Genomic DNA, 25,743 nt, shown 5'->3' on the forward strand with positions numbered 1-25,743 from the left:
GAACGTGCGCGACCTCGTGAGGCGACCGGGCGAGATGCGCGAGCACCGCCTCGAGCTCGAGGCGCCGGAGCAGTTCGGCGAGGGGATCGTCGCGGTCCGCAAGGGATCGGCCGTCGATCTCGACGTCCGGCTCGAGTCCGTGCACGAGGGGATCCTGGCCAGTGTCGAGGTGTCGGCGAGGGCCGACGGCGAGTGCAGCCGGTGCCTGACCGACATCTCCCTGCCTGTCGATGTCGAGTTCCAGGAACTTTTCGCGTACTCTTCTGACGAAGCTTTCGACTATGAGGTTCACGACGACCACGTGGATCTTGAACCTCTGGTCAGGGATGCGGTGGTTCTGTCGCTGCCGTTCCAGCCGGTCTGCCGGCCGGACTGTCCGGGCCTCGACCCCGTCACGGGGGAGCGGCTGGCCGATTCCTCCACGCCCGAACCCGAGGCGCCGCGCGACTCCCGGTGGGCCGCGCTCGCAGGGTTGAGCGAGGGGGACGGCGGGGCCGCAGCGCCCGGAGCTTCCACCGACAGAGCTTCCGCAGACAGCGGTGAGGGCGCGACCGCCCGCACCGAATCCGACTAGAGGTAGAGAAGAGAGAATCATGGCTGTTCCCAAGAGGAAGAAGTCCCGCGCGAACACCCACGCCCGTCGTTCGCAGTGGAAGGCCGAGGTCCCCACCCTCGTCAAGACCATCGAGAACGGCAAGGTCGTCTACAGCCTTCCCCACCGCGCCAAGGTCGTCGAGGACTCCGCGGGCACCGCGCTGTTCCTCGAGTACAAGGGCCGCAAGGTCGCCGACGTCTGATCCCGCTCCTGGTCCGCACGGCGCGGGGCGCACCGCCTCTCGACGAACGGACCGCGGTCCATGGTGAACCAGACCTCCGCACGACCCTCCAGCGACGACCGGTCGCGTCTGGAGGCCACGCTCGGCGTGAGCCTCGACGGTGAGCTCTTCGAGATCGCCCTGACGCACCGGTCGTTCGCTTTCGAGCACGGCGGCATCCCGCACAACGAGCGCCTCGAGTTCCTCGGCGACTCGATCCTCGGGCAGGCCGTGACTGTCATGCTCTACACCGAGTACCCCGCCCTCAGCGAGGGCGACCTGGCTAAGCGCCGGGCGAGCCTCGTCTCGACCGTCGCGCTCGCCGAGATCGCCCGCGGCATCGGCCTGGGCGAGTTCCTCCGCCTCGGACGCGGCGAGGAGCTGACCGGCGGCCGCGACAAGGCGTCGATCCTCGCCGACACCGTCGAGGCCATCATCGGCGCCGTCTACCTGGGCACCGGTCCCGACGCGGCCCGCGACCTGGTGCTGCGCCTGATCGCCCCTCTGCGGGCCGATCCGCTCCGCTTCGGCGTCTCGATGGACCCGAAGACGAGCCTGCAGGAGGCGGCCGCCGAGCGCGGTGCGCCGGCCCCGCGCTACGAGATCGCCGCCACCGGCCCCGACCACAACAAGGTGTTCGTCGCCACCGTGATCGTCGGCGGACTCGTCACCGCCCGCGGCGAGGGGACGAGCAAGAAGGCGGCCGAGATGGCCGCCGCGCTCGACGCGTGGACGCGTCTGGCGGCCCCCGGCGCACCCGTCGCTCCAGCGGTCTCGGACTGACCGTGCCCGAGCTGCCCGAGGTCGAGGTGGTGCGGGCGGGTCTCGCTCCCGCGGTCACCGGCTCCCTGGTGACCGGCGTCGAGATCGTCGACGAGCGCTCGCTGAAGCGGCACGTGCATCCGCACGGGACCTTCGAGCGCCTGCTCGTCGGGCGCCGGCTCGAAGCGGCGGTGCGGCGCGGGAAGTTCCTCTGGCTGCCCGCGGGCCGCGACGAGGCGCTGCTGGTGCACCTCGGCATGAGCGGCCAGGTGCTGCTGCGCACGGCGGATGCGGCGCTGCCGCGGCTGGCGCGCATCCGGATCGGGATCGAGCACCCCGAGCACGGCGAGCTCGCCCTGCACTTCGTCGACCAGCGGATCTTCGGCTCGATGGCGGTCGACGCTCTGGTGCCGACCCCGGACGGAGCGCCGGGCGGCTACGCGGGCGAGGAGGTCCGCGGAGGCGGCTGGCTGCGCGCCGTGCCCTCGCAGGTCGCGCACATCGCCCGCGATCCGCTCGACCCCTCCTTCGACCTGGGCTCGGTCGTCGCGTCGCTGGCGAGGAGGAGCAGCGGGATCAAGCGGGCGCTGCTCGACCAGACGCTCGTGAGCGGCATCGGGAACATCTACGCGGACGAGTCGCTGTGGGCGGCGGAGCTGCACCCGGAGCGGCCGAGCTCGTCGCTCGGCGAGGCGCGTATCCGCCGCCTCTTCGCCGAGGTGCGCTCGGTGCTCGAACGGGCGCTGGCCGAGGGCGGCACCAGCTTCGATGCGCAGTACGTGAACGTGAACGGTGCCTCCGGCTACTTCTCGCACAGCCTGCACGCCTACGGGCAGACGGGGAAGCCCTGCGCCCGGTGCGGCGCGGCGATCGTGCGGGTGCCGTTCATGAACCGCTCCTCGCACCTCTGCCCGCACTGCCAGCAGCTGCCGCGCTGACGCGCCGGGAGGCGCCGCCTCAGGCGGCGGCGTCGGCGGGCGCCGGAGCGTACCGGGAGTGGACGACGAGCTCGCCCAGCAGCGTCGCGACGAGCGTGATGACGGCGGCGATCGCGAGGCCGAGCCAGAGCCCGACCAGCAGGGCGAGCGCGCCGACTCCGGCACCCGCGGCGATCAGGACGATCGCCGCCGCGCGGCGGAACCACGGCTGACCGGAACCACCCGCCAGGCGGGAGTCCGCAGCGAGGCCCGTGATCGTCGAGGTGACGACGACCGTCGTGACGTCCTTGACGGCGAGGTGGCGGGCGGTCGCGGCCTGGAGGCCCATCGCCCCGCCCAGCACGCCGGTGACGGTGAAGGCGAGCGGCTCGGGGTGCTCGGGCACGACCGCGAGCACGATCGCCAGGACGCCGAGCAGGATGCCGACCACCGCGAAGAGCCAGGTCGAGCGCGAGGTCCAGCCCTTCTTCACCGGGCGGAGCACCCGGCCGCCGATCACGGCGCCGATCATGAAGGCGCCCAGCGCGATCAGGGGCCCGACCACGGGCAGGTCGGCCGCGCCGGAGAGGGCCATGCCGAGGATGACGACGTTGCCGGTCATGTTGCCGGCGAAGACGCGGTCGAGCCCGAGGTACCCGACGGCGTCGATGATGCCGGTCGAGAAGGTGAGGGCGAGCATCAGGCCGAGGGTCGCGCCCTCGGAGCGGGTGCGCAGGCGTCGGAGCACAGGAGTCCTGTCGTCGGGGGCGGGTCTGGAGAATCGTGGCACACGCGTGCACATGCTCGAAACACGGCGCGGTTAGGGTCGGACGGCGCGGACGGGCCGCGCGGGAGGCGGACGCGCATGCGGTGGACGGAGTGGGCGGTGCAGCCCGGTGAGGGAGTGCCGCCGGGGGTGGACTACCTGCCGGCCGAGCCGGGTTCGGTGCTGTGGGGGCGCCTGCCGTGCGCGGCGGACGCGTCCGTGCTCACCGTCGACTCGGGGGCCGAGGTCGTCATCGACACGCTCAGCCACGAGGGCGTGCTGGAGGATCAGGGCCGCGATCCGGTCGCCTTCTTCGGCCGCCACGGAGTCGCTCCGGAGGGGGTGCTGCGCGACGCGGTCGCGCTCGCCGCGGACGGGCCGTTCCGCGACGGCGAGACGGACGGGCCGCACGTGGTCACGGGGCCGATCGCCGTCCGGGGAGCGCTGCCGGGGGACCTGCTCCGGATGACCCTCCTCGAGGCCGAGCCGCGCGTGCCGTACGGAGTCGTCTCGAACCGGCACGGCCGCGGGGCGCTGCCGGGCGAGTACCCGCTGCAGGAGGGGCCGTTCAGCGTCTTCGCGCGCGTCGACGAGGACGCGCAGGGCGGTCTCCGCGGCGTGATCCCGCTGGTGCCGGGAGGAGAGCGGGCCGCCCGGTTCCCGCTCCGGCCGTTCCTCGGGATCATGGGCGTCGCCGTCGCAGGGGAGGAGCGCCCGCACTCCGTGCCGCCCGGTGCGCACGGGGGCAACATCGACATCGCACTGCTGACCGCCGGAACCAGCCTCTACCTTCCCGTGCAGGTCCCGGGCGCGCTCGCGTACGTCGGCGATCCCCACTTCGCGCAGGGCGACGGCGAGGTGGCGCTGACGGCGATGGAGGCGAGCCTGCGCGTCCGGGTGCGCCTGGAGGTCGTCCCGCGTGCCGAGGCGATCGCGGCGTTCGGGGAGCTGCTCGGGCCGATGGGGGAGACCGGCGAGTTCCTCGTGCCCACCGCGATGGACGAGGACCTGGACGTCGCCGTGCAGAAGTGCGTCCGCGCGGCCATCGCGCTGCTGGCGGCCCGCTACGGGATGGACCCGGCTCACGCCTACGCCTACCTCAGCGCGGCGACCGACTTCGACATCTCGCAGGTCGTCGACCTGGTGAAGGGCGTGCACGCCCGCGTCCGGACGGCCGACTTCGATGACTGACCCGCGGGTGACGACGCTCGAGGGTGACCTGCCGGACGGGCTGGTGGACGCGGTTCTGGCGTACGAGGCGGCGCTCGGGGCTGACGACGTCGCGGCGCTCGCCGACGCGTTCGTGGACGCGCCGACGACGCTCCGGGGCGACGCCTCCGGACTGCTCGTCGGCCACGCGGTCATCACCGGCTTCCGGGGTCGTCGCGGCGGGGCGCCGGTGCGGGAGCTGGTCGAGCTGCACGTGCGGGCGGTCGATGCGGACACGGCGCTCGTGGTCAGCGTGAACGCTCCGGCCCGTGGCGGGCGCGGGCTCGTCACGCAGCTGTGGTCGCGCGAGGGCGGGACCTGGCGGGTGCGCGCCGCGCAGGTGCAGGCGCCCTCGCCCGCGCTGGACCCCCGTGTCTGGCGGGCCGTCGGCGCGCCGCTCGTGCCGGCCGCCGGCTCCGGGACCCTCGACGGACTGGACGTCGCGGTCAAGGACCTCTTCGCGATCGAGGGCCAGCGGATCGGCGCGGGAGTGCCGGCCCGCCTCGCTTCCGCGCCGATCGAGGCGGCGACCGCTCCGGCCGTCGCGCAGCTGCTCGCAGCGGGAGCGTCGGTGCGCGGGATCGCTCAGACCGACGAGTTCGCCTACAGCATCGCCGGCCGGAACTCCGGCTACGGGACGCCGCCCAATCCGGCCGTGCCCGGAGCGATCCCGGGCGGATCGTCGAGCGGACCGGCGACCGCCGTGTCGCTCGGGCAGGCCGCCGTCGGGCTGGCGACCGACACCGCGGGATCGATCCGGGTACCCGCCTCCTACCAGGGCCTGTGGGGGCTGAGGACGACCCACGGTGCGGTGCCCGTCGAGGGGCTGCTGCCGCTGGCGCCGAGCTTCGACACCGTCGGGTGGCTGACGCGGGACCTCGGCACGCTGAGGCGGGTGGCCGAGGTCTGCCTGCCGTCCGGCCCGCCGGTGCGGAGTCTCGCGGTGGCGCCGGCACTGCTGAGCGGAGTGGACGCGGCCGTCCGGGCGGCGTTCGGATCGGCCGTCGGGAGGATGAGCACCGAGGAGGTCGAGCTGCCCCCCGTGGCGGAGATGCTCGAGGCGTTCCGGCTCGTGCAGGCGGCGGAGGCGTGGCGGTCGAGCGGCTCGTGGGTCGCGGCGCATCCGGGAGTGCTGGCGGCGGACGTGCAGGCGCGCTTCGACGCGGCCTCGCTCGTCGACGAGCAGACGGAGGCGGCCGCACGGGCGCGGGTCGCGGGGTTCCGGGAGGCGCTCGACCGTGCGCTCGAGGGGCGGGTGCTCCTCCTGCCGTCGACGTCGTCGGCGGCGCCGGCCCTCGATGCGTCGGCCGAGGCGATCGACGCGGCGCGGACGGCGACGCTCGGCCTGACCTGTGTCGCCGGGATAGGCGGGTATCCGGCGCTGTCGGTGCCGCGATTGAGTGTCGGCGGCGCTCCGGTGGGGCTCTGCCTGGTGGGACCGCGGGGGTCGGATCTCGCGCTGCTGAAGCTGGCCGGCACGCTCTGAGAGGGGCCACGCCCGGAGCTCGTTCTCTCCCTCATCGTGAATCGAGGCGGAAGCCGTGACCCGCTCTCCCGCTTGCCGCCTCTCCCTCTCCCTCTCCCTCTCCCTCTCCCTCTCCCTCTCCCTCTCTCTTTCTCTCTTTCTCTCTTTCTCTCTCGCTCTCTCGCTCTCTCGCTCTCTCGCTCTCTCGCTCTCTCGCTCTCTCGCTCTCTCGCTCTCTCGCTCCGTCCCTCCGTCGCTCCGTCCCTCGTCGTGGATCCGAGGCGGAAGCTGCGCCGTCGCGCCCGAGTCGCTGCGGTGATCGCTGTCCTCGGGTGCGATCTCAGCGGTGAGCACGGGCGCCGAGCCCGGAGGGTGGAACGGGCCCGGGTGCAGCGAGTGCGGGCTCGGTGGACCGGTTCGTCGGCGGGCGCGTCGGACGACCGGCTTCCACGGCTCGGCCCTCGGCTGAGACAGGCCGCCGGCTCGGACCCGCGCGGCGCGAGCACGCCTGCTGGAGCACGCCTGCTGGAGCACGCCTGCTGGAGCACGCCCGCTGGAGCACGCCCGCAGGAGCGCGGCTCCTTCCGCCGTCAGAACGGGGGCGGCGCATCGCTGAAGCTCGGCCTGCGCCGCGGCGGGGCTGGCGGCGCGGGCGGATCGGGTGGACGGGTGACCACGCGGCGGCCCGTGGGGGTGGTCCAGTCGGCCGATCCGTCGGGGTGGAGCGTGTAGGTCCAGCGGTCGCCGTGGCGGACGTGGTGGTGGGCGACGCAGAGCGACGCCAGGTTGTCGAGGGCGGTGGCGCCTCCGTGACGCCACTCGAGCGTGTGGTCGGCCTCGGCGGTCGCCGCGGGCCGGGTGCAGCCGGGGAAGCGGCAGGTCCGGTCGCGCAGCTGGAGGGCGAGGCGCATCCGCGGGGGAGGGAGGCGGTGCGTGCGTCCGACGGAGACCACGGCGCCCGTGCTCGGATGGGTGAGCACCGGGGTGACGGCCGAGTCGGCTCCGAGGAGCTCGCGCGCGACGCCGGCCGGGATGAGGCCGTAGCCGTCCAGTTCCGCGGGGGTCTCGTCCTGTCCGGCCGCGGTGCTCGCGGCGAGGGTCAGACGCACCTCGGCCCGGATGCCGCGAGCGGACGTGCGCGGACGCTCGTCGCCCGGCGCCGTGCCGGACACGTCGCCGTCGCAGAGCAGGTCGACCAGGGCGTCGGCCCGCAGCTGCGCGAGCGTGCGCTCCTCCGCTGCACCGCTCCCGTCGCGGAGGGCGCGGGCGATCCGGTCGAGCCGCGCGAGCGCACCGAACGCTGCCGGAGCGGGGAGGGTCGCGCAGAGCGTGGCCATGCCGTCCTGCTCGGGCGAGACCCGGACCGACCGGTCCTCCCGAGCGCGGGCGTGCCGGTCGGCCAGAGGACTCTCGTGGAGCTCGTCCCGCAGCCGGGCGAGGCGTCGCCGCAGCTGGGTCGGCGTCATCGAGGCGGCCAGTCCCGCGGCGCGCTCGTCGAACTCCGGGAGGGTGGCCGGCGGCAGGGTGGCCGCGACTCCGCAGATGATCTGCCCCGCCTCCCAGCGCAACCGCGCCTCGGCCAGCGCGGCGCGCGTGCAGGGCAGGTGGTCGACCAGCAGACGGGCGTGCTCGAGCTCGCGCGCGGCCACACGCTCGGACACGGCGAGTGCGAAGGCGAGCTCGGCCCGGACGGAGCGCTCCACGAGGTCGCGTGACTCGGCGGGAGACCCGCCGCGCGCGAACGCCTCCGGGCGACGCAGAGCAGCCGTGTACGCCTCGTGCAGCGCCTCGGCGGAGGCGAGGTGGAGCGGAGCCGCCGAGCGGGCGAGCAGCGCCGCGCGGTCGCCGAGGGCGCGGACCTCCTCGAGTCCCTGCCGCATCCCATCCGCCATACCCGTATTGAACCAGCGACCACCGACACGCGGGCCGCAGGTGCGTCCGATCGGGAGAACCCGCTCGCCGGACGGCCCTGTGGAGGAGGCTCGCCGCACCAGCGGACGTCGAGCCGGTTCCGATCAACCGGATCAGGACGATCCGCACAGGTCCGACGTCGCCGTCAGCAGGACCACGAGGACGCCGATGACGACGAGGAGAGCTCCGCCCGCGGCCGTCAGGAACGGCGACTGCCCCGAAGGCCGGGCCCGTTGCCCGTGCTTCCGCAGCTGATCACGGGCCCGCGCAGAGATCCGCTCGCGCTGAGTGATGAACACCACACCGAAGATGATCGCGATCGACGCCTAGGTGAGGGCGACGATCCGGTCCTCGATCACCGTCCGGAGGCCCTTCCCTCCATCACGGCCCTCCTGCCGACCAGCGTCTCGCGACCCTCCCCGACGACCCCCGCCACACCGCGAAACACCGGCGAAACGTCCGTCGCATAGGCTCTGCGGGTGAAACGACTGTTTCTCTCCCGCTCGTGAAGAGGTGGCCCATGACCGCGCCCGCACCGTTCCTCCCCGTCGATCCGCCGCCTCGCCTGCTGATGGGGCCGGGCCCGATCAACGCGGATCCGCGCGTCCTGCGTGCGATGTCGGCGCAGCTGGTCGGGCAGTACGACCCGTTCATGACGGCGACGATGACGGAGACGCAGGAGCTGTACCGGCAGGTGTTCCGCACCCGCAACGAGAAGACGATGCTCGTCGACGGCACGAGCCGTGCGGGCATCGAGGCGGCGCTGGTCTCGATGCTGGAGCCGGGCGACCGCGTGGTCGTGCCGGTCTTCGGGCGGTTCGGGCACCTCCTCCGGGAGATCGCGGAGCGCTGCGGCGCGGAGGTGCACGTGATCGAGGCCGAGTGGGGGCAGGTCTTCCCCGTCTCGGCGATCGCCGAGGCCCTGGCCCGGGTGAAGCCGAAGATGCTGGCCGTGGTCCACGGCGACACGTCGACCACCATGGCGCAGCCGCTGGAGGAGCTCGGCGCCCTCTGCGAGAAGCACGGCGCCCTCTTCTACACCGACGTCACCGCCTCCCTCGCGGGCAACGCCTTCGCGACCGACGAGCTCGGGCTCGACGCGGTCACCGCGGGGCTCCAGAAGTGCCTGGGCGGTCCGTCCGGATCGGCTCCCGTCACCTTCTCGGAGAAGGCCGTCGCGGTGATCGAGTCGCGCAGGAGCATCGAGGCGGGGATCCGCGACGAGGGCGACACCGTCAGCGCCCGCCGCGTCCGCTCCAACTACTTCGACCTCGGGATGATCTTCGACTACTGGGGGCCGCGCCGCCTCAACCACCACACCGAGGCGACCACGATGCTCTACGGCGCGCGCGAGTGCGCCCGCATCGTCGTCGAGGAGGGCCTGGACGAGACGGTCGCCCGCCACGCGCTGCACGGGTCGGCGATGCTCGCCGGAGTCCGCGGCCTCGATCTCGAGGTGTTCGGCGACGTCGGGCACAAGATGACGAACGTCGTCGCGGTGCGCATCCCGCAGGGCGTGAACGGTGATGCGGTGCGCGGGGAGATGCTCGCCGACTTCGGCATCGAGATCGGCACGTCCTTCGGGCCGCTGCACGGGAAGGTCTGGCGCATCGGCACGATGGGCTACAACGCCCGGACGGACGCGGTGCTGACCACCCTGGCGGCGCTGGAGGCGGTGCTGCGCCGCGCGGGCGCCTCCGTGCCGGTGGGCGGCGGAGTCGCGGGCGCGTACGAGGTCTACGGGGCGGCACGCGCATGACCGGCACGACCACCGACCCCACGACCGCGCCCCCCGCCGCCACCGCCGCCCCCGCCCTCGACGCCGCCGCGATCATGGCCCGCTGCGACGAGCTCGCCGCGGTCTCCTCCAGCCGCGACGGCATCGAGCGGGTCTACCTCTCGCCCGAGCACGCCCGCGTGAACGCGATGGCCGCGCGCTGGATGACCGAGGCGGGCATGCGCACCTGGCAGGACGCGGCCGGCAACCAGTGCGGCCGCTACGAGGGCGCGACTCCGGGACTCCCGGCGCTCCTGCTCGGCTCGCACCTCGACACGGTGCCCGACGCGGGCCGCTACGACGGGATCCTCGGCGTGATGCTCGCGATCGCCGTGGTGTCGCGCCTGCAGGGGGCGGGCCGGCGCCTGCCGTTCGCCGTCGAGGTCGTCGCGTTCGGCGACGAGGAGGGCACCCGCTTCGGCACAGCGCTCCTCGGCTCCCGCGCCCTCGCCGGCACCTGGGACGAGCACTGGTGGGAGCTCGAGGACGCCGACGGGACGACGCTCGTCGAGGCGTTCCACGAGTTCGGGCTGGACCCCTCGCGCATCCGCACCGCCGCGCGCGACGCGCAGGACGTTCTCGCCTACCTCGAGGCGCACATCGAGCAGGGCCCCTACCTGGAGGAGGCGGACCGCGCCCTCGCCGTGGTCTCCTCGATAGCGGGCGCCCGCCGCTTCGCACTCACCCTCACCGGCAAGGCCGGGCACGCGGGCGGAGTTCCGCTCGACCGCCGCCGCGACGCGCTCACCGGGGCGGCCGAGGCCGTGCTCGCGGTGGAGCGCATCGCGCGGGAGCAGGGCGTGATCGCCACGGTCGGCCGGCTCGAGACCTTCCCGGGCGCGGTCAACGTCATCCCCGGCCGGGTCGAGTTCAGCCTCGACCTCCGCGCCGAGACCGACGCCCAGCGCGACGCGGCGTGGGACGCCATCGAGCACGCGATGTCGGAGTCGGTGTCGCGCCGCCGTCTCGCGCTGACGGTGGAGGAGACCCATTCGGCCCCCGCGGTCGTCGCCTCCTCTCGGCTGCAGGACGTCGTGCGGGCGGGCATCCGCGCGACCGGGGACGCGGAGCCGATGGTGCTGTTCTCCAAGGCCGGCCACGACGCGATGGCGGTCGCCGACCTCGCCGAGTACGCGATGCTCTTCCTCCGCTGCGAGGGCGGCGTCAGCCACCACCCGGACGAGAACGTGACCGAGGCCGACGTCGCGACCGCGCTCGACGCGTTCGAGGCGGCCGTGCTGGCGCTCGCCGACGGGACGCAGACTGCGTGACCCCCGCCCCGGCCCCCTCGACGAGCATCGGTCACCGCATCGATGCCGGCTACGCCGCGCTGTCGCGGCAGGAGCAGCGGGCGGCCGACTTCATCCTCGACCACCTCGGCGACCTGGCCGTCTACACGGCGACCGAGCTCGCCCAGCACAGCGGAGTGTCCAAGGCCACGGTCTCGCGGCTGTTCCGCCGCCTGGGGTTCTCGAACTCGCAGGAGGTGCGCGAGCACGCCCGGGCGCTGCGGTCCTCCGGTGTGCCGGTCGGTCCCGCGCAGGGACAGGGGGATCCGCTCGCCGCGCACCTCGAGAGCGAGCGGGCGAACCTGGCCCGGCTGGCCGCCGCGTTCGGCGACGGGCGGCTGGAGGAGGCGGTGCGGCTGATCGCGGGAGCGCGCGAGGTCGTCGTGATCGGACTGCGCAACAGCTACCCGGTGGCGCTGCACCTGCGCCAGCAGCTCGCGCAGGCGCGCGGAAGCGTCCGGATCGCCCCGCAGCCCGGCCAGTCGCTCGGTGAGGAGCTCGAGGGGCTCGGAGCCGAGGACGTCGTGGTGCTGGTCGGCTTCCGCCGCCGCCCCGCCTCTTTCGCGGCCCTGATCGGGACGCTCGCCGCGCGCGAGGTGCCCGTGGTGCTCCTCGCGGATCCGCCCGCCCGGCGCTACGCGGAGCACGCGGCGGTCTGGCTGGAGTGCCCGGTCGACAGCGGCACGGCGCTGGACAGCTACGCGGCGGCGATGAGCGCGGTCGCGCTCGTGGCGTCCGGAGTGCTCGGCGCGTCCCCGAGGGAGTCGCGCGAGCGGATCGCCGGGATCAGCACGGCCTACGCGGAGCTCGCCGAGCTGGAGGACCGGCCGTGAGCGAGGCGGCGGAGCTGATCCGCGCGCACGCCAAGGACCCCGTCGGGCAGGCCGACCCGACTCCGGCCCTCGGCCGGGCCGAGCTGATCACCCCCACCTGCGGCGACCGGATCGAGCTGCGCGTCGACGGCGGCGCGGAGCAGGTGCGCCTCGCCTGGAGCGGGCGGGGGTGCGAGGTCTCGCGGGGATCCGCGTCGCTGCTCGCGGACGGTCTCGACGGGCTGCCGGCGTCGGACATGCGGGAGCGGATCGACGCGTTCCTCGCGGCGATGGCGCACCGGGAGGGTGCACTCGCCGGCGAGGAGCAGGCGCTGCTCGCGGTGGCGGGCAACCCTGTCCGCTCCGTCTGCGCGACGCTGGCCTGGCGGGCGCTGGCCGCCGCCCTCGACGACGCGGGCCTGGCGTGAACCGCTCAGTCCGGCCCGTCGCGGTCGGCTCCCGACCACAGATCGCCGCACTCCACCCCGCGCGCGCCCCTCGCGCGGAGCAGGTCGCGCGCGCCGGAGTCGCCGTGCACGCCCTCGAGGAGCTCCGGCCAGTGGTCCCGTCCCAGCAGCACCGGATGACCGGGCCGACCGCGGAAGACCGCGCGGGCGAGCACGTCCGGCGCGACCGGCGCCTCCGCGAGCAGCCGGGCCCCCACGCTCGGCGGCTCCTCGGGCAGGTCGACCAGGGCGACCAGCGCGGCGACGCCCTCGGCCGCGGCGAGACCCGCGCGGAGCGACGCCGAGAGGCCGGTCTCCCACTCCGCCGCGACGACCACGTCCGCGGACGGCGGCACCAGGAGTCGCGCCCGTCCGGCCTCCGCGCCCAGGACCACGAGCACCCGCTCGCAGCCCACCGCGCGGAGCCTCTCGACGGCTCGCTCCACCCAGGGAACTCCCGCCGCGTCGCACCGCAGCGCCTTCGGGCCGCCCGCCCGGCGCCCCGCACCCGCCGCGAGCACCAGCCCGACGAGGTCCCGACTCCCGACCAGATCCATCCGACCATCGTGCCGCAGGCCGAGCCCCTGCTCCGCCGGACGAAGGAGACCGCATGACCGACACCCGATCCGAGACCGCCCGCGACGTGCTGCTCGCGTGCCTCGCCGTCCCCCGCTGGGCCGACGAGGTCGCCTCCGGCGCGCCCTACCCGTCGGCCGACGCGCTCGCCGACGCGGCCGAGCGGGCCGCGCGCACGCTCACCGAGGAGGAGGTGGAGGCGGCGCTGGCCGACCACCCCCGGATCGGCGAGCGGCACGCGGGCGCGGGGCGCTCCTCCGCGTTCTCGGCCGCGGAGCAGGCGGCGAGCCGCACGGGCGACGAGGAGCTGACCCGGCGGCTGCTGGCCGGCAACCGCGCCTACGAGGAGCGGTTCGGGCGCGTGTTCCTCCTCCGCGCGGCCGGCCGCGACCGGGCCGAGGTCGTCGCGGAGCTGGAGCGGAGACTCGGGCTCGACGACGAGACGGAGGCCCGCATCGTCGCGGAGCAGCTGCGGGAGATCACGGTGCTGCGGGTCCGCGGCCTCGACGACGGGCGCCTCGTCCGGGCGGAGGCCGCACGATGAGCGGGCACGCCAGCCGCGTCACCACCCACGTGCTCGACGCCGTCCGCGGCCGCCCCGCGCGAGGGGTCCCGGTGGCTCTCGACGCCCGTGCCGGCTCCGGCTGGGAGCGCCTCGCCGAGGCCCGCACCGACGACGACGGCCGCGTGGCGGCCTTCGGGCCGGAGCGCCTGGCCGCCGGGGTCCACCGGGTCGTCTTCGACACCGGCGCCTGGTTCGCCGCCTCGGGCACCGAGTCGTTCTACCCCGAGGTCGTCGTCGCCTTCCGCCTCGACGACGAGGAGGCGCACTTCCACATCCCGCTCCTGCTCAGCCCCTTCGCCTACTCGACCTACCGGGGCAGCTGATGCAGCTGCAGGACGTCCTCGACGCGCCGCAGCTGCGGCTGCGCGTGCTGGTCGCCGGCGACGGAGCGCTCGCCCGGCCGGTCGACGGCATCTTCACGACCGATCTCCTCGATCCGCGCCGCTACATCTCGCGCGACCAGCTGGTGCTGACCGGTCTGGTCTGGCGTCGGGACGCCCAGGACAGCGCGGCCTTCGTCGCCGCGGTCGCGGACTCGGGTGCCAGCGCTCTGCTCGCCGGCGAGGGGCTGCTGGGCTTCGTGCCGGACGACCTCGTCGTCGCCTGCCGCGAGCACGACGTCCCGCTGATCGCCGTGCCGGCCGATGTGTCGTTCGGCGCGATCACGGCGCACCTGTCGAACGCTCTCGCCGGCGACCGCGTGGCCCGGCTGACGGCCGCCCTCGCCCGCCAGCGGGAGCTGCTGACGGAGGTCTACCGGGGGCAGCAGCTCGACGAGCTCGTCACGCGCACCTCGCGCGAGCTCGGACTCCCCGTGTCGGTGCTGACCGCCACCGGCCGGACCGCGGCCTCCGCCTCGCCCCTGGGGCTGGGGGAGATCGAGCGGGTCGTGCACGCGGCGCTCACGGCCCGGCGCAGCCCGGTCATGGTCGCGGACGCCCGCGGCGGCGCCCTGTCGGCCCTCACCGTCGCCGGAGCGGGCGAGCACCGCGCCACCTCCTGGCTGGTCGTCGTCGGGGGCGACTGGAACGACTGGCCCGCCGCAGTGCTCGACGCCGTGACGGAGCTCGCCGGAGTCGTGGGGGTCTACCGGCTGCAGCGGGAGGCGGCGCTCTCGGCCGACTCCGCTCTCGCCGACCGCCTGCTCGAGCTCGTGGAGGAGGACAGCGAGCAGCCCGAGGCCGCGGTGTACCTGCGGCAGCTGGGACTCGGCGGCGCCGGGCGGTGCGCCGTGGTCGCCGCCGAGTTCGAGGGCGACGCGCCCCCGGACCTGGCGCGCCGTGTCCTGGTCGACGCCGCCGCGCACCTGGGCCGCGCCGTGGTCGGACGCGACGCCCAGGGCTGCGCGGTGGCGGTGCTGCCCACCGAGGCGACCGATGCGATCCCCACCGGCGCGGATCCGCTCGCCGTCGTCACCTCGGCGCTGCGACGAGCGGGAGCCGCGTGGCCGGGCGCCGTGCTGCGCGTCGGGACGAGCGCCGCGACTCCGCTGCCCGCGCTCGGCGGCGCCCTCCGCTCGGCACGCTACGGGATGCTGCTGCCGGGCTCTCCGGGCGACGACGCTCCGGTGCGGGTCAGCGACTCCGGGGAGGTCACCTCCGCCGTGCAGCTGCTGAGCGTGGTCCCCGACCACCTGCGCTCGGTGTTCGTCGAGCTGGTGCTCGGGCGGCTCGTCGAGCACGACGCGCGCTACGGCTCGCAGCTGGTCGCCACGCTCGCGGCGTTCCTCGACTGCGGCGGCTCGTGGGTGCGCACGGCGGAGCAGACGCACCTGCACCTGAACACGGTGCGGTACCGCATCGCGAGGGTGGAGGAGCTGACGCAGCGCGACCTGTCGGACACCGCGGACCGCGCCGACCTGTTCCTGGCGCTGCGCCTGCGCTGACGGCCGGGTGCGCGCGGTCCGCACCGCGCTTCCCGGGCCGGCCCCGTCACTCCGGAGCCACGATCCGCATGCCCCGGACGTGCACCGCGGCGATCGCCGGCTCGCGCAGCGTCATCAGCAGGGCGAAGAGCAGCTGGGCCGTCGCCTCCTCCTCGTCGTCCGCGCGGATCCCGTGGGCGAGGACGTCGGCGAGCGGCTCCCACCGGTCGGGCTCGATGCGGAGGAAGTCCGCGTCCTTCCCGGGGTCGAGGCTGCCGAACCGCTCCTCCTGGTCGAGCGCCCGCGCGCCGGCGAGCGTCGCCGTGAACAGGAGCTCGGCCGGATGCAGGGCGACGGCCGCGTCGCCGGGCTCCGAGAGGTGCACCTTGAAGGCGTCGTTCGCCACTCGCGCCAGCAGCCACTCGTCGCCCGCGCCCACGTCCGAACCGAGGGCGACGGTGACCCCCGAGGCGACGGTCCGGCGCCAGGGCATGGTGCCGGAGCCGAGGAACTGCTGCGAGGTCGGGCAGTGGGCGATCGAGGTGCCGGTCTCCTCCATCCGGTGCAGCTCCGCGTCCTGGCAGTGCACGGCGTGGGCGAGGATCGTGCGCGGCCCGAGGAGGGAGGATCCTCCGCGCGCGGAGCCGGGGAGAAAGAGCCCGTCGTAGGTGTCGAGGTAGCTGCGGGTGCCGTACGAGCCGAGCACGGCGGCGATCTCGCCGTCGCCGGGCCGGTCGTTCTCGTTGAGGTGGCTGTGCACGTAGACGCCGCGTCCGCGGACGTCGTCGTAGAGGTCGCCGAGCGCTCCGAGGGTCCGGGGAGTGACGGACAGCGAGAACCGCGGGACGAGCGCGACCTGCAGGAGCGGGTTCCTCCCGTGCCAGCGGTCGATCTCCTCCGACGCGAGCGTCAGCGCCTCCTCCTCCGAGGTGATCAGGGGCGCCGCCGAGGCCGGGCCCGTGGTCTGGATCCCGCGCCCCGACACGATCCGCAGCCCCGCCTCGCGGGTGCGCTCGAAGAGGGCGTCCTGCGCGGCCGGGAACGCGGAACCGAAGACCATCGCGGCGGTCGTGCCCGCGGCCACCCGCCGCCGGGTGAAGGCTCGCGCGACGACGTCGGCGAACTCCGGGTCGGCGAGCCGCGCCTCCGAGGGGAACACCGTCCGGTCGAGCCACTCGAGCAGCTGGCCGCCGCCGAAGCCGTCGGTCGAGAACGTCTGGGGGAAGTGCACGTGCGCGTCGACGAAGCCGGGCAGCAGGACCGACGCGGCGTCGCCGGAGACCGGCAGGAGCGCGAAGCGGTCCGGCAGCTCGCGGTACGGACCGACCCAGGCGATCGTGCCGTCCTCGTCCACGGCGAGAGCGCCGTCCGGGATCGACACCAGCGACTCCCGCGCGGTCGCGAGCGTCGCACCCCCGGCGACGTGCAGCACGTGCCCCCGGTGGACGCCCCCGGCGCCGGTCACACCAGGCCCGTGTAGGCGGTCCAGGCGGATCCCGCGGGCGGCGCGTCGTCGCGGGTGACGCTCGCCTGGATCAGCCCGTATGGGCGGTCGGCGGCGTGGAAGACCTCGTTGTCGTTCTCGACGCCGAAGGGCGAGAGGTCGTAGACGAAGTGGTGCTTGTTCGGCGCGGAGAGACGGATCTCGACGATCTGCGGGTACTCCTCCAGGACCGCCTTCCCCATCTCGAAGAGCGTCTGCTGGAGGGCGAGGGAGTGCACGGTCGCGAAGCGGCTCGTCATGAGCGCCTTGACGCCCGCGTAGACCGCCTCCCAGTCCATCGCCGCGATCTCGTCCTCGCTCAGGGCGAAGCGCCACTTCGCGACCAGCGAGGTCGCCATCACCCGGTCGTTCGTCGGCTGGAGGACCGTGTACGGGTCGGTGAGGAAGCCGTGGAACTCGCTCCCCGTGGACTTCAGGATCGTGAGGTCCTTGAAGCCGCCGGTGATCCAGATCCGCCGCTCGTCGCCCGAGCCCTCGACCGTGACCGACGCGATCCGCGTCTCCTGGCCCTTCCGGACCCAGGTGTGGTCGTGCTCGCGCCCGTCCACCAGCACGCGCTCCCAGGCGAACTCCTCGATCTCGATGCGGGCGCCGTGGACGGGCTCGTAGCCGTCGACGAAGTGGCGGGCCAGCTCGAGGCCGTAGGGCTCGATCGAGCGCAGGCCCTTCTCCTTGGCGAAGGCGTACGCCGTCTGCTTCTGCGTGTCCGTGGGCAGGACGGCCGACTGGTCGCCCTCTCGGTGCGCGGCCTCGAAGTCGCCGCGGAGGGCCATGGAGACATTGACGTCGTGGATCTCGTGCCGCGGGGTCTCGCGGTAGATCCGCACGACGCGGTTCTCGGCCTTCCCGTACTGGTGGTCCCCGAGGATGATCGACATGTCCGCTCCTGTCCGTTCCGTGCGGCCGGGCCCGGTCACGCGGTGGTGCCCGTCCTGCTCGCGGCTCCTGCGAGCCCGTCTGCCAGCCTCGCGCCTGCCGGGGGCTCCGCGCACCGGCGGAGCATCCCGAGGAGCCGCCGCCGGGACTCCGAGTCTTGTGCGATCCGCCCGCTCCGCGGCTCCGACCCGCCTCCGTTCACACACTCGAAACCTGCCGATGACACGGCGGCGCTCGGCGTGAGCGGGGGAGCTCCCCGAGGTGTCGTCAGGGAGGCGGGGCATCGGCGGGTCGAGGTCAGGGGCGGCTGAGGAGGCGCCCGGCGGGCGGGACCGTCGCGGCGGTGACGCGTCGGCCACCGACCCAGGTGGCGGCGACGGCGCCGCGGAGGACGCGGCCCTCGTAGGCCGAGACGGGGTTCCGGTGCGAGAGGGCGTCGACGTCCACGCGCCACTGCGCCTCCGGGTCGAACGCGACCAGGTCGGCGTCGGACCCCGCGTGCAGCAGGCCCTTCTGGCCGAGCCCGGCGAACGCGGCGGTCGCCGTGGACATCCAGGCGACGACCTGCTCGAGCGGGATGCCCCGCTCGCGGGCCCCGGTCCAGACCGCGCGGAAGCTCAGCTCGAGTCCCGAGATCCCGCCCCAGGCGACGCCGAAGTCGCCGCCGGCGGGGAGCTTCAGCTCGGCGGTGGCGGGGGAGTGGTCCGAGGCGATGATGTCGATCGTCCCGTCGAGCAGCCCCTTCCAGAGCAGCTCGCGGTTGCGCTCGTCGCGGATCGGCGGGCAGCACTTGAACTGCGTGCCGCCGTCGGGGATCGAGCCGGCGTCGAAGGTGAGGTAGTGCGGGCAGGTCTCGGCGGTGATCGGCAGCCCCTCGGCCTTGGCCTCTCGCAGGAGCGGCAGCGCGTCGGCGGAGGAGAGGTGCAGGATGTGCGCGCGGCAGCCGGTCTCGCGGACGGCCTCGATCACGTGCAGGATCGCGCTGCGCTCGGAGGCGGGCGGGCGGGAGTCGACGAACGCGCCGTAGGAGGCGCCGGGCTCCAGCGCGCTCGCCTCCAGCTCGGCCGGGTCCTCGGCGTGCACGATCAGCAGTCCGTCGAAGGCGGCGATCTCGCGCATCGCCTCGACGAGCTGCTCCCGGCTCAGGTGCGGGAACTCGTCCACTCCGCTCGGCGAGAGGAAGCACTTGAAGCCGAAGACGCCCGCGTCGTGGAGCTCGCGCAGCGTGCCGAGGTTCGAGGGGATCGCCCCGCCCCAGAATCCGACGTCCACCTGCGCCTGCGGCCCGGCGGCCGCGCGCTTGGCCTCGAGCCCCGACACCGTGGTGGTCGGCGGGATCGAGTTCAGCGGCATGTCGATGATCGTGGTGACGCCCCCGGCGGCGGCCGCGCGGGTGGCGGAGGCGAAGCCCTCCCACTCCGTGCGGCCCGGCTCGTTGACGTGCACGTGGGTGTCGACGATCCCCGGGATCAGGACCTGGCCCTCGGGGAGGACGATCTCCTCCGTGGTCCGCCAGGGGGCGTCCCGCTCGCCGACCGCGACGATCAGGCCCTCGGCGATCGCGATGCTGGCCGGACGCCGGCCGTTCTCGGTCAGCACGTCGGAGGCGCGGATCACGAGGTCGAGGAAGGGAGCGTCGTCAGGCATGGATCGACCCTATACTCGGCATGTTTCCTGCGTGTGAGCGCCCGTCGGCGGCTCCGCCCGGCCTCCCCGCAGCCCCGGCGCCGTCGCCTCCCGTCCGAGAAGAGGAGGCCGTCGTGCTCGACATCGCCGACCCCCTGCTCGAGCGCGTCGAGGCGGGCGGGAGCGTCGCGGTCGTCACGGTCACGCACGTCTTCGGCTCGGCTCCCCGCGCTCTCGGGTCCTCGATGGCGGTGGACGCGGAGGGGCGCGCGATCGGCTCGATCTCCGGCGGCTGCGTCGAGGCGCAGGCGTACGCGCTGGCCCAGGAGGTGCTCGGCACCTCGGGCAGCGCGTCCGAGCACTTCGGCTTCGACGACGAGGCGGCCTTCGCCGCCGGCCTGTCCTGCGGGGGGCAGCTGCGCGTGTTCGGCCAGGTCGTCGACTCCGGCTCCACCGCGGTCCTCGCCGAGCTGCGCGCCGCCCGCGCCGGCCGCTCGGCCGCGCTGGCGATCGTCGTCGGCGGCCCGGAGGAGCTGATCGGCCTCGTGCTCACCGGAGCGACGCGCCTCCAGGACGTCGTCGGCCCGCACCTGGACGAGGACACCGCCCGCCGCATCCTCGCCGAGCGCGAGGCTCGCCTGGCCTCCGGCCGCTCGGCCACGGTCGAGACCGCCTGCCGAGGTGCCGAGCTCGAGATCGCCTACGTCGTGCACGCCGAGCGGCCGCGCCTGCTGATCTACGGCGCCGTCGACTTCTCCGCCGCGCTCTGCTCCGCCGGCGCCCTGCTCGGCTACCGCGTGACCGTCTGCGACGCGCGTCCGGTGTTCGCGACCGCCGAGCGCTTCCCCGGCGCCGACGAGGTCCTCGTCGAGTGGCCGTCCGACCACCTCGCCCGCGCCGAGGTCGACTCGCGCACCGTGATCGCGGTGCTCACGCACGACGAGAAGTTCGACATCCCGCTGCTCGAGACCGCGCTCGCGCTCCCGGTCGCCTACGTCGGCGCGATGGGGTCGCGGCGCACCCATGAGCGGCGGCTGCGGCTGCTGCGCGAGACGGGAGTGACGGAGGAGGCGCTCGCCCGCCTGCACTCGCCGATCGGCCTGGACATCGGCGCGTCGACGCCGGAGGAGACGGCCGTGTCGATCCTCGCGGAGGTCCTCGCCGCGCGCACGGGGACGTCCGGGGAGCCGCTCGCGGGGCGCTCGGGCCCGATCCACGCGGCGCGCTGAGCCGCACTTGACGTTGCGCCGTCGTGATCGCGCCGGCCTGCTCGCATTCCGGCGGGAAACGGCCGCGAAACACCGCGCTGCCATGCTCGGGGCATGCAGCGCCACGTCCTCACCGGAGCCCACGTCGCCACCGTCGACGCGCACGGGACCGAGCACCCCGTCGGCCACGTCGTCGTCGACGACTCCCGCATCGTCGCCGTCGGAGCCGGCGACCCTCCGGCGTGGGCCCTCGACGGACGGTCCCCGACGGGTCTGCCGGCGCAGGAGGCGATCGCGCTCACGCGGGTCGACGGCCGCGGCCACCTGCTCACTCCCGGGCTCGTCAACACGCACCACCACCTCTACCAGTGGCTCACCCGCGGCTGGGCGCAGGATTCGATCCTCTTCGACTGGCTCGTCGCGCTCTACCCCGCCTGGTCCCGCATCGACGCCGACCTGACCCGCTCCGCCGCCCTCGGCGCGATGGGCGTCCTCGCCCGGTCCGGCTGCAGCACCGTCGCCGACCACCACTACGTCTTCCCACGGGGCTCCGGCGACATCGTCGGCGGCATCGTCGACGCGGCCGGCACCCTCGGCCTCCGGCTGCACGCGACCCGCGGGTCGATGGACCTCGGCGAGTCCCGGGGCGGCCTCCCGCCGGACTTCGCCGTCGAGACCACGGCGGCCGCGCTCCAGGCCAGCGGAGAGGCGGTCCAGCGGTACCACGACGCCTCCGCCGACGCGATGGTGCGGGTCGCGATCGCCCCGTGCTCGCCGTTCTCGGTGACCACCGACCTGCTGCGAGAGTCGGCCGTCCTCGCCCGTCAGCTCGGGGTCCGGCTGCACACCCACGGCTCCGAGACCGTGGAGGAGGACGCCTACACGCGGGAGGCGTTCGGCCTCTCGCCCACCGACCACCTGGAGTCGCTCGGCTGGCTCGGCGACGACGTCTGGATGGCGCACTGCGTCCACCTCGACGCCGACGCGATCGCGAAGTTCGCGGCCACGGGCACCGGAGTCGCGCACTGCCCGTCCTCGAACGGCCGGCTCGCGGCGGGCATCGCGCCGATCCCGCAGCTGCTGGCTGCGGGAGCCCCGGTCGGCCTCGGCGTGGACGGCGCGGCGTCGAACGAGTCCGGTCAGCTCGGCTCCGAGATCCGCGCCGCGGTGCTGATGAACCGCCTGCGCGCCGGCGCCGACCGGATGAGCGCCCGGCAGGCGCTCTCGGTCGCCACCATCGGCGGGGCCCGGGTGCTCGGCCGGCAGGACGAGATCGGCTCGATCGAGGTCGGCAAGCTCGCCGACCTCGCGCTCTGGCGGATCGACGGGATCGAGCACGCGGGCATCGCGGACCTGGTCGCGGCGCTCGCACTCGGAGCGCAGCCCCCGCTGAGCCTGCTCCTGGTGCAGGGTCGCCCGACGGTGCGGGAGGGACGGCTGGTGAACGCGGACGAGGACGCGATCGCCCGCGAGGTCGCCCGGGCGAGCACGGAGCTGGCGTCGCGCGTCTGAGCTGCGGCAGCCGATCGGCGCTCAGCCCGTCGTCGTTCAACCGGGCGGCGCCTCCGCCTCGACGGTCGCGACCGGGGCGGCGTCCGGGTGCAGGAGCCGCCAGATCCGGTCGCGGGAGAGCGGCAGCTCGGTCGGCCGCACGCCGATCGCGTCGCGGACGGCGTTGGCGAGTGCGGGGGCGACCGGGTTGTAGGGCGCCTCGCTCATCGACTTCGCGCCGAACGGCCCGAGCTCGTCGGCGGTGTCCGCGAAGAGCACCTCGGTCTCGGGCACGTCCGCCATCTGCGGGATGTGGTAGTTCCGGAGGATCGCCGTGGTCACGGTGCCCTCGCCGTCGAGGATCACCTCCTCGTACAGCGCCGAGCCGATCGCCTGCGCCACTCCGCCCTCGACCTGCCCGCGGCACTGCGCCGGGTTGATCACGAAGCCGGCGTCGGCCGCCTGCACCGACTGCAGGATCCGCACCTCGCCCGTCGGCTCGTGCACCGCGACGCGGAAGCCCTGGACGTTGAACGCGAGCGAGCGCTGAGCGCCGTCCTCGCTCCCGGTCGCGGTGACCGGTCCGCCGGCCGCACGGACCAGATCGGCGAACGCGACCCGGGTGCCGTCCGGAGCGAGCAGGCCCTCGTCGTCGGGCTCGAAGGTCTCGTCGTGCCCGGTCAGCCGCTTGGCGAGCGCCTGCAGCTCGGCGAGGAGGCGCGTCGCGGCCGAGTGGACGGCCTTGCCCGCGACCACCGTGCCGGCGCTGCCGAACGCTCCGGTGTCGTAGCGGGCCGCGTCCGTGTCGGACTGGTGAATCCGCACCCGGTCGGCCGAGGCGCGGAAGGCGCTCGCGACCAGCTGCGTGTGCACGGTGGTCGTCCCGTTGCCGAACTCGGCCGTGCCGACGCCGATGGTCAGCACTCCCTCGGCGTCGACGGTGACGGTCGCCTCCGAGAAGTGGCCCCGCGGTGGGATGGTGGCGATCATCGCCAGTGCCGTGCCCTGCCCTGTCCGCCACCCCGGTCCGTCGGGGGCGGGGGAGCCGCCGCCGCCGGCCAGTGCCGCCTCGGTGAGGTCGAGGCACTGGTCGAGCCCGTAGGAGGCGAAGCCGATGTCGTCGCCCTCGACGTGCGTGACCACCAGCGGCTCGCCCGGGCGCACCGCGTTGATCCGCCGCAGCTCGAACGGGTCGATCCCGAGCTCGCGGGCGAGATCGTCCATCGCCGACTCGATGCCGAAGATCACCTGCCCGAGGCCGTAGCCGCGGAACGCCCCCGAGGGGAGGTTGTTCGTGTAGACGGCCTGCGCGTCGACGCGCTTGCTGGGCGCGCTGTAGACGGCGACCGACTCCGAGGTGCCGTGGAACATCACGCCGGGTCCGTGGTTGCCGTAGGCGCCGGTGTCCGAGAGCACGTCCACGGCGAGGGCGGTCAGCCGTCCGTCGCGCCGGGCGCCGAGCGTGACGCCGACCCGCATCGGGTGTCGGCAGGGGGCCATCGTGAACTCGTCGCTCCGGGTGAACTCGAACTGCACGGGCCGGCCGGTGGCGAGCACGGCGAGGGCGACGACGTCCTCCGTCAGGATCTCCTGCTTGCCGCCGAAGCCGCCGCCCACCCGTGCCGTGAAGACGCGGACGGTCGACGGATCGCGGTCGAACAGGCGCGCGATCTCGTCGCGCACGAGGAAGGGCACCTGCGTCGAGGTCCGCAGCACCAGCTCTCCGCCCTCGAGCCAGCCGATGGTGCCGTGGGTCTCGAGCGCCGTGTGCGCGACCCGGGAGGTCGAGTACCGGCCCTCGACGACCACGTCGGCCTCCGCGAGTCCGGCGGCCACGTCCCCGTACTCTCCGTGGAGCTCCGCGACGACGTTCGCCTCCGGCCGGGCGATGCGCGAGGCGATCGGATCCTTGTCGGCGTGCAGGAGCGGCGCGCCGGCCGAGCGCGCCTCCTCCGGGTCGAAGACGGCGGGCAGCACCTCGTAGTCGACCTCGACGGCGCGGCAGGCCGCCTCCGCCTCGGCCACCGACTCCGCGACCACCACGGCCACGCGCTGCCCGCGGAACCGGACGACCGTGTCGAGCATGCGGGTGTCGTCCGGGTCGTCGAGCCGGGACTCGTGGCGGGCGGTGGAGTAGAGGACGTCCGGGACGTCCTCGGCGGTGAGGACCGCGACGACGCCCCGCATCGCGCGGGCGGCGGTCGTGTCGATCGAGCGGATGCGCGCGTGGGCGTGCGGGCTCTGGACGACCTTCACGTGCAGCAGGCCGGGCACGGCGACGTCGAGGGTGAACGGCTCGCGGCCCTGGACGATCCGCCGGCCGGCAGGCGCGCCGAGCGAGCGGCCGACCCGGGACTCCTCGGCCGATGGGCGACCGGTGCGGCGGACGGGGGTGAGACCCGACGGCGGGGCCGCGTGCCGTCCGCGGACCGGGGCCTCCGTGCGATCCGCTCCGGACGGCTCGGCCGCGTGCGCGCCGTGCCCGGACGCGCAGGCGCCCGTCACGGCCTCGCGGATGGGGCGGTAGCCCGTGCACCGGCAGAGGTTGCCCTTCATCAGCCGCGGCACGTCCTCGGCGCGGACTCCGTCGAGCGCCGTGGCCGTGACCACCATGCCGGCCGTGCAGAAGCCGCACTGGAACGCGCCGGCCTCGACGAACGCCTCCTGCACCGCGCTCGGCTCCTCGGGCGTGCCGAGGCCGGCCGCGGTCGTCACCTCGCGGCCCTCGACGCGGTGGGCGGGGTAGAGGCAGGAGTGGAACGGCGTCCCGTCGACGAGGACGGAGCAGGCGCCGCAGTCGCCGGCGTCGCACCCCTTCTTCACCTCGAAGTGCTCGTGGTCGCGGAGGAGGGTGCGCAGCACCTGGCCGGGGCGGGGGGAGGCGTCGACCGGCTCCCCGTTGACGGTGAACCTCATCGGGCGCCTCCGGCCAGCTCGGTGCGGATCTCCTCGGCGAGCACGCGGACGACGGCGTGGCGCCAGTCGGCGGCTCCGTGCGGGTCGGTGAACCAGGTCGCGACGCCGTCGACGGCCGCGGCGAGCTCGGCCGAGGAGGGAACGGCGGCGAAGCGGAGCAGCTCCGGCCGGACGGTCGCCGCGGTGATCGTGAGCACGAACGCGCCGTCGGTGTCGAGGCGGCCGATGACGACGGCGCCGGAGCGTCCGAGAGGGGAGAGCGCCGTCTTGCGGAACGCGGTGCGCGCCCGGAGGGAGGAGAGCGGGAACTCGATCGAGCGGATGACGTCGTCCTGGGCCAGGGAAGTGGTCATGTCGCCGGTCACGAGCTCGGCGACCGGCACGGCGACGTCCGAGCCGTCGGCCCGCCAGACGAGGGCGGTGGCGTCGAGCGCGGCGGCGAGGCTGATCATCGGTCCTGCGGGCAGGGCGTTGGCGATGTTGCCGCCGACAGTGGCGACGTTCCAGATCTTGAAGGAGCCCAGCAGTGCCGTGCAGCACTGGAAGAAGAGCGGGTGGGCGGTGTCGCCCGCGTCGGGCATCGCGGCGAGCTCACTGAGCGTGCAGGTCGCCGCGATCGAGATCCCGGCGTCCGTGCGCACGATCGGCTCCCACGCGAATCCCTGCAGGTCGAGGAGCTCGTCGAGGTGGTCGTGGGGGAGAGAGAACACCCAGGAGCCGCCTCCGATGACCGCTGAGCGCGGCCCGCGGCCCGCCAGCTCGGAGCGCTCGCGCACCACCCGGACGCGCTGGATCGTGTTCAGGTCCATGCCGCGCCTCCGTCCCGCGCCCGTCGGACGCTCCACGGGCGGTCTTCTCTGCACCGCTGACCCTGCCGACCACGCGCCGTGTGCGCCTCTCGGACGTCGACACATTCCAACGAATAAGCGTGGTGCTACAGCGATCCGA

General features: G+C 74.4%; 23 protein-coding genes. 15 read left to right on the forward strand and 8 right to left on the reverse strand.

Features of this window, described 5'->3' with window-relative positions; genetic code table 11:
* Positions 1-34: 34 nt before the first annotated feature.
* From C5C29_RS10420 to mutM, 4 genes are read left to right on the forward strand one after another with little or no spacing between them, the layout of a single operon-like run.
* Positions 35-574 carry a DUF177 domain-containing protein gene (locus C5C29_RS10420; protein ID WP_104226701.1) on the forward strand — a complete coding sequence of 180 codons (540 nt, stop codon included), beginning with the start codon at positions 35-37 and terminating at the stop codon, positions 572-574.
* A 19-nt stretch (positions 575-593) separates the two neighbouring features.
* Positions 594-797 carry a 50S ribosomal protein L32 gene (rpmF, locus tag C5C29_RS10425; RefSeq protein ID WP_104223482.1) on the forward strand — a complete coding sequence of 68 codons (204 nt, stop codon included), beginning with the start codon at positions 594-596 and terminating at the stop codon, positions 795-797.
* 60 nt (positions 798-857) lie between these two features.
* Positions 858-1,598 carry a ribonuclease III gene (gene rnc / locus C5C29_RS10430; protein WP_104308364.1) on the forward strand — a complete coding sequence of 247 codons (741 nt, stop codon included), beginning with the start codon at positions 858-860 and terminating at the stop codon, positions 1,596-1,598.
* A 2-nt stretch (positions 1,599-1,600) separates the two neighbouring features.
* The gene (mutM, locus tag C5C29_RS10435) at positions 1,601-2,515 is read left to right on the forward strand and encodes a bifunctional DNA-formamidopyrimidine glycosylase/DNA-(apurinic or apyrimidinic site) lyase (RefSeq protein WP_104283536.1); all 915 of its coding nucleotides are present in this window, start codon (positions 1,601-1,603) and stop codon (positions 2,513-2,515) included.
* A gap of 19 nt (positions 2,516-2,534) precedes the next feature.
* Here mutM and C5C29_RS10440 read toward each other — a convergent pair whose 3' ends face one another.
* Entirely contained in the window at positions 2,535-3,242 is a 708-nt protein-coding gene (locus C5C29_RS10440; RefSeq protein ID WP_308470800.1) for a YoaK family protein, read from the reverse strand.
* Positions 3,243-3,359: 117 nt separating this feature from the next.
* Here C5C29_RS10440 and C5C29_RS10445 point away from each other — a divergent pair, with 117 nt between their 5' ends.
* Entirely contained in the window at positions 3,360-4,451 is a 1,092-nt protein-coding gene (locus tag C5C29_RS10445) for an acetamidase/formamidase family protein (protein WP_104308365.1), read from the forward strand.
* On the forward strand, positions 4,444-5,955 hold the full coding sequence (locus C5C29_RS10450) for an AtzH-like domain-containing protein (protein ID WP_104223487.1): 1,512 nt from the start codon (positions 4,444-4,446) through the stop codon (positions 5,953-5,955). The genes C5C29_RS10445 and C5C29_RS10450 overlap by 8 nt, the downstream gene beginning before the upstream one ends.
* A gap of 569 nt (positions 5,956-6,524) precedes the next feature.
* On the opposite strand, the gene C5C29_RS10460 is transcribed toward C5C29_RS10450, so the two are convergent.
* Positions 6,525-7,826 carry an HNH endonuclease signature motif containing protein gene (locus C5C29_RS10460; RefSeq protein ID WP_104223488.1) on the reverse strand — a complete coding sequence of 434 codons (1,302 nt, stop codon included), beginning with the start codon at positions 7,824-7,826 and terminating at the stop codon, positions 6,525-6,527.
* 539 nt (positions 7,827-8,365) lie between these two features.
* On the opposite strand from C5C29_RS10460, the gene C5C29_RS10470 reads away from it, so the two are divergent.
* The 4 genes from C5C29_RS10470 to C5C29_RS10485 are packed head-to-tail and all read left to right on the forward strand — an operon-like array spanning position 8,366 to position 12,151.
* Entirely contained in the window at positions 8,366-9,604 is a 1,239-nt protein-coding gene (locus C5C29_RS10470) for an alanine--glyoxylate aminotransferase family protein (RefSeq protein WP_258062256.1), read from the forward strand.
* Positions 9,601-10,893 (forward strand): allantoate amidohydrolase, encoded by a 1,293-nt coding sequence (locus C5C29_RS10475; RefSeq protein WP_104223490.1) that lies wholly within the window; start codon positions 9,601-9,603, stop codon positions 10,891-10,893. The genes C5C29_RS10470 and C5C29_RS10475 overlap by 4 nt, the downstream gene beginning before the upstream one ends.
* A complete protein-coding gene (locus tag C5C29_RS10480) occupies positions 10,890-11,744 on the forward strand; it encodes a MurR/RpiR family transcriptional regulator (protein ID WP_219812920.1) in 855 nt (284 codons plus the stop codon). Before C5C29_RS10475 ends, C5C29_RS10480 begins: the two co-directional genes overlap by 4 nt.
* Positions 11,741-12,151, forward strand: a complete 411-nt coding sequence (locus C5C29_RS10485) for an iron-sulfur cluster assembly scaffold protein (protein ID WP_104223491.1) — start codon at positions 11,741-11,743, stop codon at positions 12,149-12,151. The genes C5C29_RS10480 and C5C29_RS10485 overlap by 4 nt, the downstream gene beginning before the upstream one ends.
* 5 nt (positions 12,152-12,156) lie before the next feature.
* On the opposite strand, the gene C5C29_RS10490 is transcribed toward C5C29_RS10485, so the two are convergent.
* Positions 12,157-12,726 (reverse strand): NTP transferase domain-containing protein, encoded by a 570-nt coding sequence (locus tag C5C29_RS10490; protein WP_104223492.1) that lies wholly within the window; start codon positions 12,724-12,726, stop codon positions 12,157-12,159.
* A gap of 53 nt (positions 12,727-12,779) precedes the next feature.
* Between C5C29_RS10490 and uraD the strand changes: the two genes are divergently transcribed.
* From uraD to C5C29_RS10505, 3 genes are read left to right on the forward strand one after another with little or no spacing between them, the layout of a single operon-like run.
* Positions 12,780-13,289 (forward strand): 2-oxo-4-hydroxy-4-carboxy-5-ureidoimidazoline decarboxylase, encoded by a 510-nt coding sequence (gene uraD / locus C5C29_RS10495; protein ID WP_104234584.1) that lies wholly within the window; start codon positions 12,780-12,782, stop codon positions 13,287-13,289.
* A complete protein-coding gene (uraH, locus tag C5C29_RS10500) occupies positions 13,286-13,633 on the forward strand; it encodes a hydroxyisourate hydrolase (RefSeq protein ID WP_104239680.1) in 348 nt (115 codons plus the stop codon). The genes uraD and uraH overlap by 4 nt, the downstream gene beginning before the upstream one ends.
* Positions 13,633-15,195 carry a PucR family transcriptional regulator gene (locus tag C5C29_RS10505; protein WP_104223495.1) on the forward strand — a complete coding sequence of 521 codons (1,563 nt, stop codon included), beginning with the start codon at positions 13,633-13,635 and terminating at the stop codon, positions 15,193-15,195. The genes uraH and C5C29_RS10505 overlap by 1 nt, the downstream gene beginning before the upstream one ends.
* A gap of 46 nt (positions 15,196-15,241) precedes the next feature.
* Here C5C29_RS10505 and C5C29_RS10510 read toward each other — a convergent pair whose 3' ends face one another.
* From C5C29_RS10510 to allB, 3 genes are all read right to left on the reverse strand, one after another.
* Positions 15,242-16,639: an amidohydrolase family protein gene (locus tag C5C29_RS10510; protein ID WP_104223496.1), complete on the reverse strand. Its 1,398-nt coding sequence runs from the start codon at positions 16,637-16,639 to the stop codon at positions 15,242-15,244.
* On the reverse strand, positions 16,636-17,556 hold the full coding sequence (gene pucL / locus C5C29_RS10515) for a factor-independent urate hydroxylase (RefSeq protein ID WP_104223497.1): 921 nt from the start codon (positions 17,554-17,556) through the stop codon (positions 16,636-16,638). Before pucL ends, C5C29_RS10510 begins: the two co-directional genes overlap by 4 nt.
* A gap of 295 nt (positions 17,557-17,851) precedes the next feature.
* Positions 17,852-19,201, reverse strand: coding sequence for an allantoinase AllB (allB, locus tag C5C29_RS10520; protein WP_104223498.1), 1,350 nt, complete (start codon positions 19,199-19,201; stop codon positions 17,852-17,854).
* A 113-nt stretch (positions 19,202-19,314) separates the two neighbouring features.
* On the opposite strand from allB, the gene C5C29_RS10525 reads away from it, so the two are divergent.
* On the forward strand, positions 19,315-20,409 hold the full coding sequence (locus C5C29_RS10525; protein WP_104223499.1) for an XdhC family protein: 1,095 nt from the start codon (positions 19,315-19,317) through the stop codon (positions 20,407-20,409).
* Positions 20,410-20,502: 93 nt separating this feature from the next.
* A complete protein-coding gene (locus tag C5C29_RS10530; protein WP_104223500.1) occupies positions 20,503-21,900 on the forward strand; it encodes an 8-oxoguanine deaminase in 1,398 nt (465 codons plus the stop codon).
* A 36-nt stretch (positions 21,901-21,936) separates the two neighbouring features.
* On the opposite strand, the gene C5C29_RS10535 is transcribed toward C5C29_RS10530, so the two are convergent.
* Together C5C29_RS10535 and C5C29_RS10540 are read right to left on the reverse strand one after the other, a co-directional pair.
* Entirely contained in the window at positions 21,937-24,795 is a 2,859-nt protein-coding gene (locus C5C29_RS10535; protein ID WP_104223501.1) for a molybdopterin cofactor-binding domain-containing protein, read from the reverse strand.
* Positions 24,792-25,604 (reverse strand): FAD binding domain-containing protein, encoded by an 813-nt coding sequence (locus C5C29_RS10540; protein WP_104223502.1) that lies wholly within the window; start codon positions 25,602-25,604, stop codon positions 24,792-24,794. The genes C5C29_RS10535 and C5C29_RS10540 overlap by 4 nt, the downstream gene beginning before the upstream one ends.
* Between the last annotated feature and the right edge of the window lie 139 nt (positions 25,605-25,743).

It is taken from the genome of Rathayibacter sp. AY1H2 (genome assembly GCF_002931985.1).
Lineage (GTDB): Bacteria > Actinomycetota > Actinomycetes > Actinomycetales > Microbacteriaceae > Rathayibacter.